We start from the raw sequence: 14,437 nt of genomic DNA on the forward strand, positions 1-14,437 counted from the left end.
CACAATGAAAGGGGTTATGAACTGCCCCCACAGACCAAACACCCAGGCCACGGTAGTAATTCAAAGTTGAGCCAAATTCAGGGGGAAAAACTGCAAGAAAGTAAACGTGCACGTTATTCGTGCACAAAGATGCCGCAATGCAGTGCCATACGCTACCGTAGAAGAAACAATTGGGCATTATTGCCCGTATTGAACACAGAAAACGGGTGCACCCCCCAATGCCCCGTTCCCTGCGCCCCCGCGAATCATCGCGAGGAACTGCGCATATCTCTCAACACCGTGGCGAATGCTCAATGCGAGAGAAGATGCGCTTCGTGTCTCTTGAGGCTCCGCCGAGCGGAAGCGTAGACACCTGATCCTTGGCCATTTTCCAGTTCCGGGAACAGCTCCAGGATTTCGCTGCGCTGCGCATCCGTCATCGCATTCAACGTCATATCACCCGGCTGGAAGCTTTCCGTCCATGCGCCATCGGACAGGATGACTTCGTGCTGGTCAAACATGACATGGATGTAGGTCGTACCCGACACGTCCACGACATCGATGCCGTCCATGAAAGTCAAATGCTTGGCCGCCACCAGCACTTCGCTTTCGTCGAAATACAGTGCCGTCTTGTCACTCGCCATCAACACACGGTGCTGAGGTGACACAAGCATGTCACGCTCCGGAAGGCCCCTGCCAAGCGCGCCCTGTCGGATCAGGACCGGACGAAGATGCTGCGCACGGGCAAGTTCTTCACCCGACATGTCACGGCTGCCAACCCAACGAATTTCTTGAATTCCATTGTCACGGGTGATCACCCGATCGCCAACCCTAAGGTCCTCGATCCGACGCTCACCTGTTGGTGTCGCAATCAGCGTACCCGGCGTGAAGCAGGGAATGACCTCTTCGATATCGGTGAAAGTCAACGTTCCGGCAGGATCGCCGTTCTGGTCGAAATAGTTGACCACACCGTCAAAGCCGTTGCCCCCCGCATCGGGGTTGGTGAGCACCACCTGAAGAGAGCCGTTGTTTGGCGCTGACCCACGCAGGTCCAGCACGTCAAAGTCGTCGCCACCCCCGCCACCGTCAACCTCTTCACCCGCATCAACATTGATGAACAGGTCACGGTCGTCGCCACCGGACATGATGTCCTGACCACCGTTGCCACCATCGATGGTGTCGTTACCGGTGCCTCCTTCGATGACATCATCACCGGTAGATCCAAGGATCGAGTCGTTGCCGGCATCACCGCTCAGCGTGTCGTCACCAGTGCCGCCGTCGATCACATCGTCGCCTGCACCGCCAGACAGATCGTCCGCACCGTTGCCGCCGATGATGGTGTCGTTGCCGTCACCACCGTCCACCGTGTCGGCCTGGCCGCCTCCGTCGATGACGTCATTGCCTTCGCCGCCCAGAATGGTGTCATTGCCCTGACCACCAAGCAGGCTGTCATCACCGATACCGCCGTCGATCAGGTCATCATCGATCTCGCCGTCGATGGTGTCGTTGCCTTCCTCACCAAACAGCTCGTCATCATCATCGGCGCCAAAGATGAGGTCGTTGCCCTCACCACCGAACACCGTGTCCATGCCGTTGTCAGGGCGCGGATCGGCCGGTAAGATCGGGTTCGATCCGTCATCTTCGATATTCAACTGGTCCAGCCCCAGATCGGGGTCATTGCCCGCAAAGATGGTGTCGTCGCCAACGCCGCCTTCAATCAGGTCGTTGCCTTCCCCCCCCACGATGCGGTCAGTGCCTTCATCGCCGGAAATCTCGTCATCGTCGATGCCACCATCGATGACATCATTGCCGGTGCCACCCACGATGGTGTCCGCGTCATCTCCGGTGCTGATCGTGTCGTCACCTGCACCACCATCAACAAAGTCGAGGTCGTTGTTCGGATCATCATCCGCCGGGAAGCCGAATGGGAAGCCGGGAACAGGTGTACCGTCGTCGTTGGGAAAGCCAAGATCCGGCGCAATGTCGCCGTTGCCGGTTTCGATCAGGTCATCCCCGTCGCCGCCGTCAACCACGTCATCACCCTGACCGGCGATCACCGTGTCGTTGCCACCACCCGCTTCGATGATGTCGTCGTCCGCGTCTTCAGGATCGTTCGAGAAGATGTTGTCGCCACTGTCGACCATATCCCCTTCAGGATCGCCCTCGTAATCCTCGTCGATCAGTTCGCCATCATCACTGCCCTCGACAATCCCGTCGAGCGGGTTCGGCTCGACCGTCACGGTAACCTCAGCGCTGTCAAAGCCGCCCTGGTCATCCGTAATGGTGTAATCGATGACCGCGTCGCCCTCGAACCCGTCATTGGGTGTGAAGGTCAGCGTTCCATCGCCGTTGATGACCACGTCCCCATCGGGCGAGGTCGCCTCGGTCACGCGCAGCGCGTCGCCGTCCACATCCGTGTCATTGTCCAGCACGGGAATGGTGACAGCCGTATTGAACTGCGTGGTTTCCGCGTCATCGGCGGCTTCGGGTGCATCGTTGACCGGGGTCACTTCGATGACCAGATCAGCGGTGTCATTACCGCCATTGCCGTCTGCGATCGTGTAAGTGATCGTCGCGGTACCGTTGAAATTCTCAGCCGGAGTAAAGGTGATCGTACCATCGGGATTGATGGCAGCTTCACCCTGCTCTGACGGCACTACAGCGGAAATAACGGTCAGATCATCGCCGTCCGCATCGCTGTCATTGCCAAGTACATCGACGGTGACCGGCGTGTCTTCGTCAGTCGTGTCAGCGTCGTCCTCTGCAACAGGACCGTCATTGACGGCGCCGACGGACACAATGGCCTCGCCCGTATCTTCCCCGCCATTCCCGTCAACAACCGTGTAGGTGATTGTCGCCGGGCCGTTGAAGTTCGGCGCAGGTGTAAAGGTCACGGTGCCGTCACCATTGTCGACAACCGAACCTTCAGCAGGATCAACGCTCAGCGATCCGATGCTCAGGTCATCGCCGTCCACATCGGTGTCGTTGCCCAGCAGGTCCACGACCACGGCCACGTCCTCGTCCGTGGTTTCGATATCGTCTACAGCAACCGGATCATCATTGACCGGGTTCACCGTCACAGCGACTTCGGCAGTAGACGTGCCACCATGTCCGTCCGTGATCGAATATGTGATGGTCGCATCGCCGTTGAAGTTTTCGGCAGGGGTGAACAGCAACTCGTTGTCCACAATCTCGACCGTACCCTGATCGGCTGGCACCGATGCGCCCGTAATCGTCAGATCATCGCCGTCCGGGTCCGTATCATTGCCAATCACGTCGATGGTGACAGGCGTATCCTCATCCGTCGTCGCGGTATCGTCGTTGGCGGTTGGACCGTCATTGACCGCACCAACATTCACGATGGCCTGACCATCATCGGTGCCGCCATTGCCGTCCGATACGGTGTAGTCGATGGTCGCGGTACCGTTGAAGTTCGGTGCCGGGGTAAAGGTCACGGTGCCGTCACCGTTATCGACAACCGAACCCTGATCTGCGGGGACAGAGACAGACGCAAGTGTCAGATCATCACCATCCACGTCGGTGTCATTGCCCAGCAGATCAATGACAACCGCTTCATCTTCCATCGTGTCGGCCAGATCATCGACCGCGACAGGATCGTCATTGACCGGGTTGACCGTGACCACGACCTCGGCCGTGTCAGTGCCGCCATTGCCGTCCTCGATGGAATAGGAAATGGTCGCATCGCCGTTGAAATTCTCGGCAGGGGTGAACAGCAACTCGTTGTCCACAATCTCGACCGTACCCTGATCCGCAGGGACCGATGCGCCAGTAATGATCAGCGCGTCGCCATCCACATCCGTGTCATTTGCCAGCGCGTCGATGGTGACGGGCGTGTCTTCGTCCGTCGTGGCGGTGTCGTTGACCGCATCAGGTGCGTCATTGACCGGGTTCACCGTCACGTTGACTGTCGCTGTGTCTTCACCACCCTGATCGTCGGTCACGGTGTAGGTAATGGTCGTCGGGCCGTTGAAGTTCTCGTTCGGCTCGAAGATGAGCGTACCATCGGGGTTGATCGTGACAACCCCGTTAGGCGACGTGGCTTCCGTCACGCGCAACGGATCGCCATCGGGATCGCTGTCATTGCCCAGCACAGCGATATCGACGCTGCCGTCTTCATCAACTTCTGCAGTATCATCAACAGCATCGGGACCGCGGTTGATCTCGTCGCCAACGACCTCTTCGATTTCGGTAAAGGTCAGGGTCAGCCCATTCGGATTGCCGTCCGCATCCACGAACACGACCGTGCCGTTGATGCCGTTGCCATTGCTGTCAGGCGTCACGTTGTCCAAAAAGAACGGCCCCTGCCCGGTCAGGTCCAGAACATCCCGATCAGTGTTGTCGGCCGGATTGGTGCTGAAGCCACCGGCCCCGCCATCAACCTCGTCACCTGCACCGCCAAAGATCGTGTCGGCGTCGTCGCCACCGCTCAGCAGGTCAGTTCCCGCGCCGCCCGAGATGACGTCATTGCCCTCTTCACCAAAGACCATGTCGCTGCCGGCATCACCGTTCAACGTGTCATCACCGGATTGGCCATGGATCCAGTCGTTGCCAGTGCCGCCATCGACCGAGTCGTTGCCGGACCCCATCCAGATCTCATCATTGCCAGCGCCACCAAAACCGGTGTCATCACCCGATCCGCCAATCAGGAAGTCGCGCCCGGCACCACCGCCCAGAACGTCATTGCCCCGACCGCCCTCAAGGCGATCATTACCGTCGCCGCCGACAAGGCTGTCATTGTCATCTTCACCGCGCAGCGTGTCATGGCCGCCCTCGCCGAAAATGGTGTCGTCGCCGTCACCACCTTCCAGTGTGTCATTGCCGTCGGCGCCGTCATCCACGATGGGTGCATCGAAATAGACGTCGGTGATGTTGATGCCTGAATTGTCGCCGCCATCCTGTTCATGCTCGATGACAATGCGGGCCACGGGACCCGGAATGCTGACAAGTAGCGAATACTCTTCGGACGTGTCCGCCAGATAACCGCCATTGCTGTCGGCGGTGTCGTTGCCCGCAACGCCATCCGTGTCCAGCAGGGTCAGATTGCTGCCACCTTCCAGGTTGACAGTGATCTGTTGTCCGACGGCGTCATACGCAATGACGCGCACGACACCATCGCCGTCGATGTCATTGATACGGAAAGACACATCTTCGACCGAGGCCGAGAACTCAAGTTGGTATTCCGCCGAATTTCCCTGACCATTCAGAATGTTGTCGAGCGAACTGTTGTTATCGCTCGAATTGCCGTCGCCATCGATGTTCTGAATATTCTGCGTGTCGTTAGACTGGATCGTGCGGGACGCACCGGATTGATCGAGGACTGAAAACGACACTTCGACATTGCCGGTGTCCTGCGTGAAATTGCCCAGAGTGTTGCCATCGCCAAAGGGCGACTTTTCCCATTCAAAGACTTCACGTTCCGACGCGCCCGCACCAGGGCCAGTATAATTGCTGTCGCCAAAGATGACATCATCACCGTCGCCGCCCTGCACGCTGTCATTGCCGCTGCCCGCATACACTTCGTCGTCCGCACGACCGGCCTCAACCGTGTCGTCCCCACCCAGGGCATCCACAATGTCATCATCGCGGCCTTCACCCGGCAGGACTTGATCGTTGGCGTCAATACAGTCGCCTTCCGGATCTTCATCATAGGCTGCGTCGATCAGGTTGCCGTCGTTGTCCCCTTCCACCACGCCGTCAAGGCCAGAGGTATCGAACACAAGGTTGTCGATGGCGCCCGAACCTTTCAGTTCGACTTCCATCCGCGTCACACCTGATACATCGAAATCGACGATCGACTGACCATTGTTGTCCGTATCTTCGATCTTGATCTTGTCGATCTCATTCCCGTGGGCATCGTAAAAACGCACATACGCGCCTTCCTCGATGTCGAGGAAGGTCAGCCGGTTGATGACGGAAGGTTCGTCAAAGACAAAGTTGATCTTGCCACCGCTGCCATTGTCATCCGGGTCACTACTGTCGCCGTCTTCCGAGATGATCAACGCACCCCCGAGGTTCGTGGTCGCCAGATCGCTATCCTGCCCAGTCGGCTGCGCCGTGTTGAACACCATGGCTTGATTTGCCCCACCAGTGGCCGAAATCGTCACGCCTTGGGTGCTGAATTCGTTGTCGACAACAGTGCCCGAAGCGAGGGCGTTGAAATCAATAAACTTGGTCATGTGTCGGAACTCCTAGGCGTGGTTGCGCGCAGCACGCAACGCGACCGGAACAATTGCACAATAAACGGAGATCTTGGCCGCTACGGCCAGGGCTACGAAACGGCAGGTGATTGCCATCTTAGGCATCAACTCTCGGGTGATTTGCCACATCGGTCCGTCTCCATCATTAACTCACTCTTCCCCAAGACGAAGCGACGCACCTATCGGTCGGGCGATCCGCATACACGCCTAACAAATGGAGGGAGAAATGGTCGGCTGCGACACGCAAACCGATACGGACCCGGCAAACGCATCTTTCAGCGGTTGCTCGGCAACGTTGCGAACACACTCCCCACATCTTTCAATGCGTCTTGTGCGGTCGCCCCCTTGACCTAAAGACATCGCCCCCCAGTTGGGCAAGATTGTTCTTACGGTCAGCATTGATGCAAAAAAAGGGAAAAATGTCTGAAAAGTGGCACTATCCACGCAAACAGACGCATACATCGCCCATTTATGTGAAAACTTTTGCCACCCCTGATTGTACTAATATACGCAAAGTACGCACATGTATGGGCAAATACCCGCCTAAATCACTGTAGAAGAACATTTTAAGTGCATTCCCGTTTTTTAACAGATTCACCTTCAAGTTCGCTCCATCACGACAGTTGACCACAGATAATTTTGCCGTGTTTCTGCCAGATTTTGTGGTGCTTATGTTCTCAAACCGCGATCAATGGACAAAAAGATACCATAATGATGCGATCTGCCCAACAAGACAGTGGTTGCCGCGAATCGCTTGGGATCGATTTTCCATAATGACATCGCCGTATAGCGATCTTGCAGTTTCCAAAGCGCTTCGAAAAGGCAATGTCGTCCTCGCCGTCTAACGCAAAGCACTGTCAGGGTTCTAGACAATTGTTATTCAAGATATCGAACAGACCAATCTGAGCACGCCAAAACTGGCCATGCATGATCACATTAGTAGTCAGAGGCTGGTACCCAAGGCCGGACTCGAACCGGCACGCCCGCAAAGGCGGGGGATTTTGAATCCCCTGCGTCTACCATTCCGCCACTTGGGCCTCAGGACTGCCGGATACCGAAGTGCTGCGTCAGGGGCAAGTGCAAAGCGACTTGACCTCCCTTCCCACCCATGGTCTGCCGCCCCGCATGATAAAGCGACTGTACGACTGGACCATGGGATGGGCCAATCACCCCGGCGCGCTCTGGGTTTTGGCCATTGTTGCGTTTGTGGAAAGCTCGATCTTTCCGATCCCGCCCGACGTCCTGATGATCCCGATGATCCTTGCCGCGCCACACCGTGCGTGGCTCATTGCAGGTGTGGCCCTGATCGCGTCGGTCCTGGGCGGATTGCTGGGCTACGCCATCGGGATGCTGGCGTTTGACACGATTGGGCAACCCATTCTGGCCGCCCTGGGCAAAGCGGACGCGATGGAAGCGTTCAACACGCGCTTCAATGATTTTGGCTTCTGGGCTGTGCTGACCGCTGGTGTGACCCCCTTCCCTTACAAGGTGATCACGATCATGTCCGGTTGGACGGGGATGCCGCTTGCCACCTTCATGGCCACATCCGTCCTGGCCCGCGGGCTGCGCTTCTTCATCGTTGCAGGATTGCTTTGGAAATTCGGCGCGCCCATTCGTGATTTCATCGAGCGTCGTCTCGGGTTGATGTTCACCCTGTTCGTCGTGATCCTTGTGGGCGGATTCCTGGCTGTGGGGGCACTATGAAACGGCAAAACCTTGTCGCATTGGCCGCAGGTGGCTCGGTGGCCTTGCTGTTGGGGGCGTTTGCCTTCCAGCACCTCGGCGGTCTGCCGCCTTGCAAACTGTGTATCTGGCAGCGCTACCCACATGTGGCGGCCATCGTCCTTGGTGCTGTGGCGTTGTTTGTGCCTCTCCCCATTTTCATCGCATTGGGTGCAATCGCGGCTCTCAGCACGGCGGGCGTCGGAGCCTATCACGTTGGTGTCGAGCAAGGCTGGTGGGAAGGGCCGACCAGTTGTTCGTCCGGTGCCATCGACACCCTCGATCCCAATGCGTTGTTCGATCAGATCATGGCCGCGCCGCTGATCCGCTGTGATGAAATCGCCTGGCAGTTTGCAGGGCTGAGCATGGCCGGATGGAACATGGTCCTTTCGATCCTCATCGCCGCGGTCTGGATCGCGGCCCTGCGCGTCAGGCCGACTTCCGCGTAGACAGCAGCAACGACGTTTCGCTCGCCACCACCCCATCCAGCTTCCGGATGCGAAACAGAACACTGTCGAACTGTTCCAGCGTGTCGGTGCCAATCTCGACAATCACGTCCCAACGGCCATTGGTCGAATGAACGGCACGTATTTCAACCATACCCTGCAACTGGCGTATGATACGTTCGGTCCCCCGCCCCTCGATCGCGATCATCATCAACCCGCGCACCGGATCGCGGGCAGTGTCTGCGCGCACAACGACGGTAAACCCCAATATGTCACCGCGCGCCTGCAACTTCTCGATCCGGGACCGCACCGTTGTGCGCGACAGCCCCAGACGGATGGACAGATCGGACAGGGACGCGCGTGCGTCGTGACGCAGGGCAGCAATCAACCGATTGTCAGTTTCATCCATTTCCGCCTCCATTTTGATCAATCGTAGTTCGATACGGACAAAATGATCGCTTGTCCACGACACGAATTGCGCAAATCTGTGGTGCAACAGCGATGAGGTGCGGAATGGAAGCCAGAACAATCGATTTGATCGGCGTGCCGATGGACAGCGGCAAGCGCCGCCAGGGCTGCCTCATGGGCCCGGATGCCCTGCGCACGGCTGGCCTGCACCGGGCTTTGGCTGATCTCGGCCACACCGTTTCAGATCACGGCAACGTATCACCTGCTCCCTTCACCGAAGAAACAGACGGACGACTACACGCGCCGCAAGAAACAATCGCATGGACCCACGCCCTGTCCGATGTGGCCCAGAGCGCGTCCGCAACGTCCGTCCCGATCTTCATGGGTGGCGATCATGCGCTGGCGCTGGGAACAGTCCGCGGGGTGGCGAATGCTGCGGCTCAGCGCGGTCGCCCCCTCTTCGTCCTGTGGCTGGACGCACATACCGACTACCACACACCGGCAACCACGGCGTCGGGCAACCTGCACGGCACTCCGATGGGATATGTGACCGGGCGGCCCGGGTTTGACGGCTTTCCCCAGATCACGCACCCGGTCCAGCACGAACACATCGCCATGCTTGGACTGCGCTCCGTCGATGCGGAAGAGCGCGCGGCGCTCGAACAAAGCGACGTTACTTACGTCGACATGCGCCAGATTGACGAACACGGCATCGCAAAACCTCTTGCCGCGTTCCTCGACCGGGTGACCAGGGCAAACGGCCTGCTGCATGTCTCGCTCGACGTCGACTTTCTGGATCCTTCGGTTGCCCCGGCCGTGGGCACAACAGTGCCAGGCGGCGCCACAATCCGCGAAGCCCACCTGGTGATGGAGATGATCTGCGACAGCGGGCTTATGACCTCACTCGATATCGTGGAACTCAACCCTTTTCTGGATGAACGCGGACGCACCGCCCAGCTGATGGTCGACCTTGTCGCCTCGGCCTTTGGCCGCCGCATCTTCGACCGCCCCACCCGCGCCTATTAAGGACCCCGCCGCATATGCTCCAAGCGCCCACTGATGTGGTTATGATCCGACCACACAACTTTCATCCCAACCCCGAAACCGCCAAAGACAATGCGTTCCAGACGGCGGCCACAGGCGACATTGCAGCACAGGCCCGGCAGGAACACGACGCCGCCGTGACCGCACTCCGCGCAGCCGGGATCACAACCCACGTGTTCGATGATCTTGGCACCGACACCCCGGATTCGGTTTTTCCAAACAATTGGTTTTCCACCCATTCCGGTGGCCGCGTCGCGGTCTACCCGATGTATGCCCAAAACCGCCGGCGCGAGCGACGCTGGGATGTGATCGACACGCTCAAGACCCGTTACAGGGTGCAGGATGTCATCGACTATTCCGGGCTGGAACACGATGGCCTCGCGCTCGAAGGGACTGGCGCCATGGTGCTCGACCATATCGCCCACGTGGCATATGTCGCGCGCAGCAACCGCGCCGATCCGCTCTTGCTGGAACGGTTTTGCACACATTTCGGGTTCGAACCCATCGCCTTTGATGCCTGCGACGCCACGGGCACAGCGATCTATCACACCAACGTTCTGATGTGCATCGGCACACGCTTCGCCCTGATCGGGGCCGAGATGATCCGCGACAACGCTCGCCGCCACGAGGTTATCGCACGCCTGGCCGAAACAGGGCGCGACGTGATCCAGCTCAGCGCCGAACAAATCGGGGCCTTTGCCGGCAACGCGATCGAACTGACAGGCCCCGAAGGGTCGCGCCTCGCCCTGTCGACAACCGCTATGGCTGCGCTGACCCCCCATCAACAAAACACCCTGGCGCGGCACACGACCTGCCTGCCACTTGATATCCCCACCATCGAAACAGCCGGAGGCTCGGTGCGCTGCATGATTGCAGGGCTGCACCTGGCCCGCCGCCAAGGAGTAACCCCATGACCCCATCCGACAAGGCCCTCGTGCCCTTTGTGTCCGTCGATCACATGATGCAGCTGATCCACCACGTCGGTGTGCAGAATATGCTGCGCGGGCTCGCAGGCTATATCGAAGACGATTTCAAACGGTGGGAGCGGTTCGACAAAACACCGCGCATTGCTAGCCACTCTGCCGAAGGGGTCATCGAACTGATGCCCACGTCGGATGGCGAAACATACGGCTTCAAATACGTCAACGGCCACCCCAAGAACACGGCTGAAGGGCTGCAAACGGTCACCGCATTTGGCCTCCTGGCGGATGTGGACACAGGCTACCCTGTGCTTTTGACCGAGATGACGATGCTGACGGCCCTGCGCACGGCAGCGACATCCGCCATGGTGGCGCGTGCACTTGCGCCCAAGGGCGCCAAGACGATGGCGATGATCGGGAACGGCGCGCAATCCGAATTCCAGTCGATGGCCATGCAGGCCATTGCCGGTATCAGCGAAGTAAGGCTTTATGATATCGACCCAGCGGCCACCGCCAAATGCGCTGCCAACCTCGCGGGTTCGGGGCTCAAGGTGACGGCCTGCACGACCGCCGAAGACGCCATTCAAGGCGCCCAGATCCTGACCACCTGCACCGCGGACAAGGCCTATGCCACGATCCTGACGGACAACATGGTAGGCGCAGGCGTGCACATTAACGCCATCGGCGGCGACTGTCCCGGCAAGACGGAAATCGCACCAGCCATCCTGAAACGCGGTGACATCTTCGTCGAATACCCGCCGCAAACGCGAATCGAAGGCGACATCCAGCAATTGGCAGATGACCACCCGGTGACCGAGATCTGGCAGGTCCTTGCTGGCCAGGCACAGGGCCGTACATCGGACAAGCAGATCACGATCTTTGATAGCGTCGGTTTTGCAATCGAGGACTTTTCAGCCCTGCGCTTTGTACGCAATCAGATCGAAGAGACAGCATTTTTTCACCCGCTTGATCTGTTGGCGGACCCAGATGATCCCCGCGACCTGTTCGGAATGCTCACACGGGCCAAGGGGTAGCGACCAGGGCAGATACCCAGCCATTGTCGACCCGGTTTGATGGGTCGAAATGCAAAGTAAAGCCAGGTTTGCGGATAAGCTGCTGATCGCTGATCTTATCTTACCGAGTTGCGAGCATTGGCAAGATCAGGCCCCACTGTGTTTCTTGAGGTGGTCCAACCGGTTCGAAGCCCAGTTTTCGATAGACCGAAATCGCGCGCTTGTTTTCAGGGTCTGGATCAGTCGCGATCACCGGAGCGCCTTGATTAAAGAGGGTTTGCATCCTCATCCCGATAAAGGTTGAGCCATGCCCGACGCCGACCAGCTCTGGATCGCCAACATACTGATCGATCCCCCGTGACCCCTCGGGGAGGTGAGCAAAATGATGATTTTCCCATCCGTGCACGGTGTAGTCCTGCATGTACGCAAAGGGACGTTCATCTAACGAGACGATCCAGCGAGACACCCGAGGATCGCTTAACTCCTCCTCATCATATGGTTCGTCTGAGTCCCACCATTCTCGAACATGTGGCTCTGCCTGCCACTTAATTAGCAGATCGAGGTCGTCCATTGTCACACGGCGAAAACAGTATCTTTTGGCAGCGATCATTCCAACAAAATAGCACAGTGTCGGTTTGTCTGGGTTCAAAGCGGCATCCAATTTGCGAGGTACCTTTATAAAAGCGCTTTCACCAGACCAGTCTTTCATCGTCTCGAGTGACTCGGCTCCGCCTGCGCACCTATTCTGACAATATACCCAAGCGCGGTTCTGTCAGTGAAGTGACCACAACCCGACCGTCGGGCAGGGTCACGGCGCCTGTGGTCAATGCATAGGCTCCGCTGGGGTCCTGAAGCGTTTCGATCACCTCGCCGTTCTCTGCCACACGCAACACAAAGCCATATCGCGTGGGCGCGGGACGCAACGCGTCTGGAAGGCGCATGATCATGCGGCGCCAAAAAGGCGCCTCTGACAAACTGTCCATGATCGCGTTGCGCGGGCTCACGAGCCCAACCCAGAACGTCCCGTCTGACGCCGGATTAATGTTGTCCGGAAAACCTGGGAGATTGTCCAAAATTACCTCTCCTGATCTTCCATCCAGCGGAAAACGCCAGATCCGGTAATCTCCTGTCTCCACAACAAAAACTTCATCTTCGCTTTCGTTAAGCGCCAATCCATTGGCAAAGGTCAAATCTGACGAGAAAACTGTCGTTTCGCCCGTAACGGGATCATATTTCAACACGCGTCCATTTGCCGAATGCTCAACCAAATCCAGCACGGAGGCTGCCAGCGTTCCACCGCTTGCTTCAGCGCCAAAACGGGTTGAGGCATCGGTGAAGTAGACCACACCGTCCGCCGTTACGTCGAGGTCATCGGCATAAAGGATCGGACTGCCGTCATCCGCCGCGTCCGTCAGCAGTGTGACCACGCCTGCGCGATCAATAGCCAGAAGACCACGGTAAGCGTCCGCCACATAAAGTGTACCTTCGGCACCAAACTCAATGCCCAAAGGCCTGCCAGCTGTTTGCGCAAAGGATGTGATGTTGCCATCGTTTTCGATGCGGATGATTTCGCCCTCATGGGTCGCTGCATAGACTAGGCCATCGGGCCCGACATCCGTATCCTCCGGCCCGCTGCGCCCATCGAGGTCGATGAACTCTAACGCCGTGAGCCGGTTGTTCGCAGCAAAAGCTCCAACATAGCCTGCATCCTCTGGCGCTGACCATGCTACAGGTTCCACTGGTACCGGCCAAAGCGCCAGGTAGGCGATAAGGCCTACGACGATCGCTGCAATTCCACGAAACACAAGCTTCATGCATCCTCTCCGTCAGGCAGCATAACACTGCCGAAGCCAAACCGTTCTGCAAGCATATCAAGCGCCATCCGGCGGTACCTTACATCATCGTGAGCAATCCGTACGCTACCCTTCGAACGCAAACACAAGGCGCAGCTTTGCGCGCAAGTGGCCGCGGACAGCGCTCCGAGTTCCGAAAACCTCGATGTACTTGCGCATACGTTAACCTGCCGAGCTAAAACAAAAAGGTAGTCAAAGCGCGCGCGCCATCAAAGGGCCCAGATCGCCGACGCCCATAGAGACTTCTCGACACAGCCCACTTTCGAGAATTTGGTCAGCCGCAAGACAAACAGTTTTTTTGCCACATGTCGTTGTTCGGGACGGAAACCCGCCCCGACAACTCGCCATATTGCAGAAACATCGGCTCAGTCGTCGCGATGCACCTTCTCACGGCGTTCGTGACGTTCCTGAGCTTCCAGGCTCATCGTTGCGATCGGACGCGCATCCAGACGTTTCAGCGAAATCGGCTCGCCCGTCACGATGCAATACCCGTACTCACCTTCATCGATCCGGCGCAATGCGCTGTCGATCTTGGCGACCAGCTTGCGCTGGCGATCACGGGTGCGCAGTTCAAGCGCGCGGTCCGTTTCCTCGGATGCGCGATCCGCGACATCGGGAATGTTGCGCGTGCCGTCCTGCAACCCTTCGATTGTATCCTTGCTGCCTGCCAGCAACTCGGACTTCCAGTTCAGCAGTTTGCGACGAAAATACTCGACTTGCCGGTCATTCATGAACGGCTCGTCTTCTGCCGGGCGATAGTCATCCGGCAGGAACACTTCCTGTTTCATTAGCTTCCCCTCGATACGACTGACGTTGGCCATCAACGGTTCCCCA

At 58.1% G+C, this 14,437-nt stretch carries 10 protein-coding genes and 1 tRNA gene; 5 read left to right on the top strand and 6 right to left on the bottom strand.

All coding sequences use genetic code 11. The features are described from left to right. Positions 1-290: 290 nt before the first annotated feature. Together Q1A51_RS00980 and Q1A51_RS00985 are read right to left on the bottom strand one after the other, a co-directional pair. Positions 291-6,176: a cadherin-like domain-containing protein gene (locus tag Q1A51_RS00980; protein ID WP_299605851.1), complete on the bottom strand. Its 5,886-nt coding sequence runs from the start codon at positions 6,174-6,176 to the stop codon at positions 291-293. A gap of 972 nt (positions 6,177-7,148) precedes the next feature. After that, a tRNA-Leu gene (locus Q1A51_RS00985) sits at positions 7,149-7,234 on the bottom strand. An 88-nt stretch (positions 7,235-7,322) separates the two neighbouring features. Between Q1A51_RS00985 and Q1A51_RS00990 the strand changes: the two genes are divergently transcribed. Together Q1A51_RS00990 and Q1A51_RS00995 are read left to right on the top strand one after the other, a co-directional pair. Continuing rightward, the gene (locus tag Q1A51_RS00990; protein ID WP_299605854.1) at positions 7,323-7,901 is read left to right on the top strand and encodes a YqaA family protein; all 579 of its coding nucleotides are present in this window, start codon (positions 7,323-7,325) and stop codon (positions 7,899-7,901) included. Continuing rightward, complete coding sequence (locus Q1A51_RS00995) at positions 7,898-8,368, top strand: disulfide bond formation protein B (RefSeq protein ID WP_299605857.1); 471 nt, start codon at positions 7,898-7,900, stop codon at positions 8,366-8,368. The genes Q1A51_RS00990 and Q1A51_RS00995 overlap by 4 nt, the downstream gene beginning before the upstream one ends. Here Q1A51_RS00995 and Q1A51_RS01000 read toward each other — a convergent pair. Then, on the bottom strand, positions 8,349-8,774 hold the full coding sequence (locus tag Q1A51_RS01000; protein ID WP_299605860.1) for an Lrp/AsnC family transcriptional regulator: 426 nt from the start codon (positions 8,772-8,774) through the stop codon (positions 8,349-8,351). The genes Q1A51_RS00995 and Q1A51_RS01000 overlap by 20 nt on opposite strands. A gap of 104 nt (positions 8,775-8,878) precedes the next feature. Between Q1A51_RS01000 and rocF the strand changes: the two genes are divergently transcribed. From rocF to Q1A51_RS01015, 3 genes are read left to right on the top strand one after another with little or no spacing between them, the layout of a single operon-like run. Further along, positions 8,879-9,799: an arginase gene (rocF, locus tag Q1A51_RS01005; RefSeq protein WP_299605863.1), complete on the top strand. Its 921-nt coding sequence runs from the start codon at positions 8,879-8,881 to the stop codon at positions 9,797-9,799. 41 nt (positions 9,800-9,840) lie between these two features. After that, complete coding sequence (gene ctlX, locus Q1A51_RS01010) at positions 9,841-10,731, top strand: citrulline utilization hydrolase CtlX (protein WP_299605866.1); 891 nt, start codon at positions 9,841-9,843, stop codon at positions 10,729-10,731. Continuing rightward, positions 10,728-11,771, top strand: a complete 1,044-nt coding sequence (locus Q1A51_RS01015; RefSeq protein WP_299605869.1) for an ornithine cyclodeaminase — start codon at positions 10,728-10,730, stop codon at positions 11,769-11,771. The genes ctlX and Q1A51_RS01015 overlap by 4 nt, the downstream gene beginning before the upstream one ends. A 100-nt stretch (positions 11,772-11,871) precedes the next feature. On the opposite strand, the gene Q1A51_RS01020 is transcribed toward Q1A51_RS01015, so the two are convergent. From Q1A51_RS01020 to dksA, 3 genes are all read right to left on the bottom strand, one after another. Continuing rightward, positions 11,872-12,360 (bottom strand): GNAT family N-acetyltransferase, encoded by a 489-nt coding sequence (locus tag Q1A51_RS01020; RefSeq protein ID WP_299605987.1) that lies wholly within the window; start codon positions 12,358-12,360, stop codon positions 11,872-11,874. A 130-nt stretch (positions 12,361-12,490) separates the two neighbouring features. Beyond that, positions 12,491-13,564 (bottom strand): SMP-30/gluconolactonase/LRE family protein, encoded by a 1,074-nt coding sequence (locus Q1A51_RS01025; RefSeq protein ID WP_299605871.1) that lies wholly within the window; start codon positions 13,562-13,564, stop codon positions 12,491-12,493. A gap of 404 nt (positions 13,565-13,968) precedes the next feature. Then, positions 13,969-14,391 (bottom strand): RNA polymerase-binding protein DksA, encoded by a 423-nt coding sequence (gene dksA, locus Q1A51_RS01030; RefSeq protein ID WP_222520910.1) that lies wholly within the window; start codon positions 14,389-14,391, stop codon positions 13,969-13,971. Between the last annotated feature and the right edge of the window lie 46 nt (positions 14,392-14,437).

This window comes from uncultured Tateyamaria sp., assembly GCF_947496075.1.
Classification (GTDB): Bacteria; Pseudomonadota; Alphaproteobacteria; order Rhodobacterales; family Rhodobacteraceae; genus Tateyamaria.

What these genes read in the sequence shown, in the direction of transcription:
- Q1A51_RS00980 (WP_299605851.1), bottom strand. Translation starts at nt 6,176, where the DNA reads ATGACCAAGTTTATTGATTTCAACGCCCTCGCTTCGGGCACTGTTGTC.
- Q1A51_RS00990 (WP_299605854.1), top strand. Translation starts at nt 7,323, where the DNA reads ATGATAAAGCGACTGTACGACTGGACCATGGGATGGGCCAATCACCCC.
- Q1A51_RS00995 (WP_299605857.1), top strand. Translation starts at nt 7,898, where the DNA reads ATGAAACGGCAAAACCTTGTCGCATTGGCCGCAGGTGGCTCGGTGGCC.
- Q1A51_RS01000 (WP_299605860.1), bottom strand. Translation starts at nt 8,774, where the DNA reads ATGGATGAAACTGACAATCGGTTGATTGCTGCCCTGCGTCACGACGCA.
- rocF (WP_299605863.1), top strand. Translation starts at nt 8,879, where the DNA reads ATGGAAGCCAGAACAATCGATTTGATCGGCGTGCCGATGGACAGCGGC.
- ctlX (WP_299605866.1), top strand. Translation starts at nt 9,841, where the DNA reads ATGATCCGACCACACAACTTTCATCCCAACCCCGAAACCGCCAAAGAC.
- Q1A51_RS01015 (WP_299605869.1), top strand. Translation starts at nt 10,728, where the DNA reads ATGACCCCATCCGACAAGGCCCTCGTGCCCTTTGTGTCCGTCGATCAC.
- Q1A51_RS01020 (WP_299605987.1), bottom strand. Translation starts at nt 12,360, where the DNA reads ATGATCGCTGCCAAAAGATACTGTTTTCGCCGTGTGACAATGGACGAC.
- Q1A51_RS01025 (WP_299605871.1), bottom strand. Translation starts at nt 13,564, where the DNA reads ATGAAGCTTGTGTTTCGTGGAATTGCAGCGATCGTCGTAGGCCTTATC.
- dksA (WP_222520910.1), bottom strand. Translation starts at nt 14,391, where the DNA reads ATGAAACAGGAAGTGTTCCTGCCGGATGACTATCGCCCGGCAGAAGAC.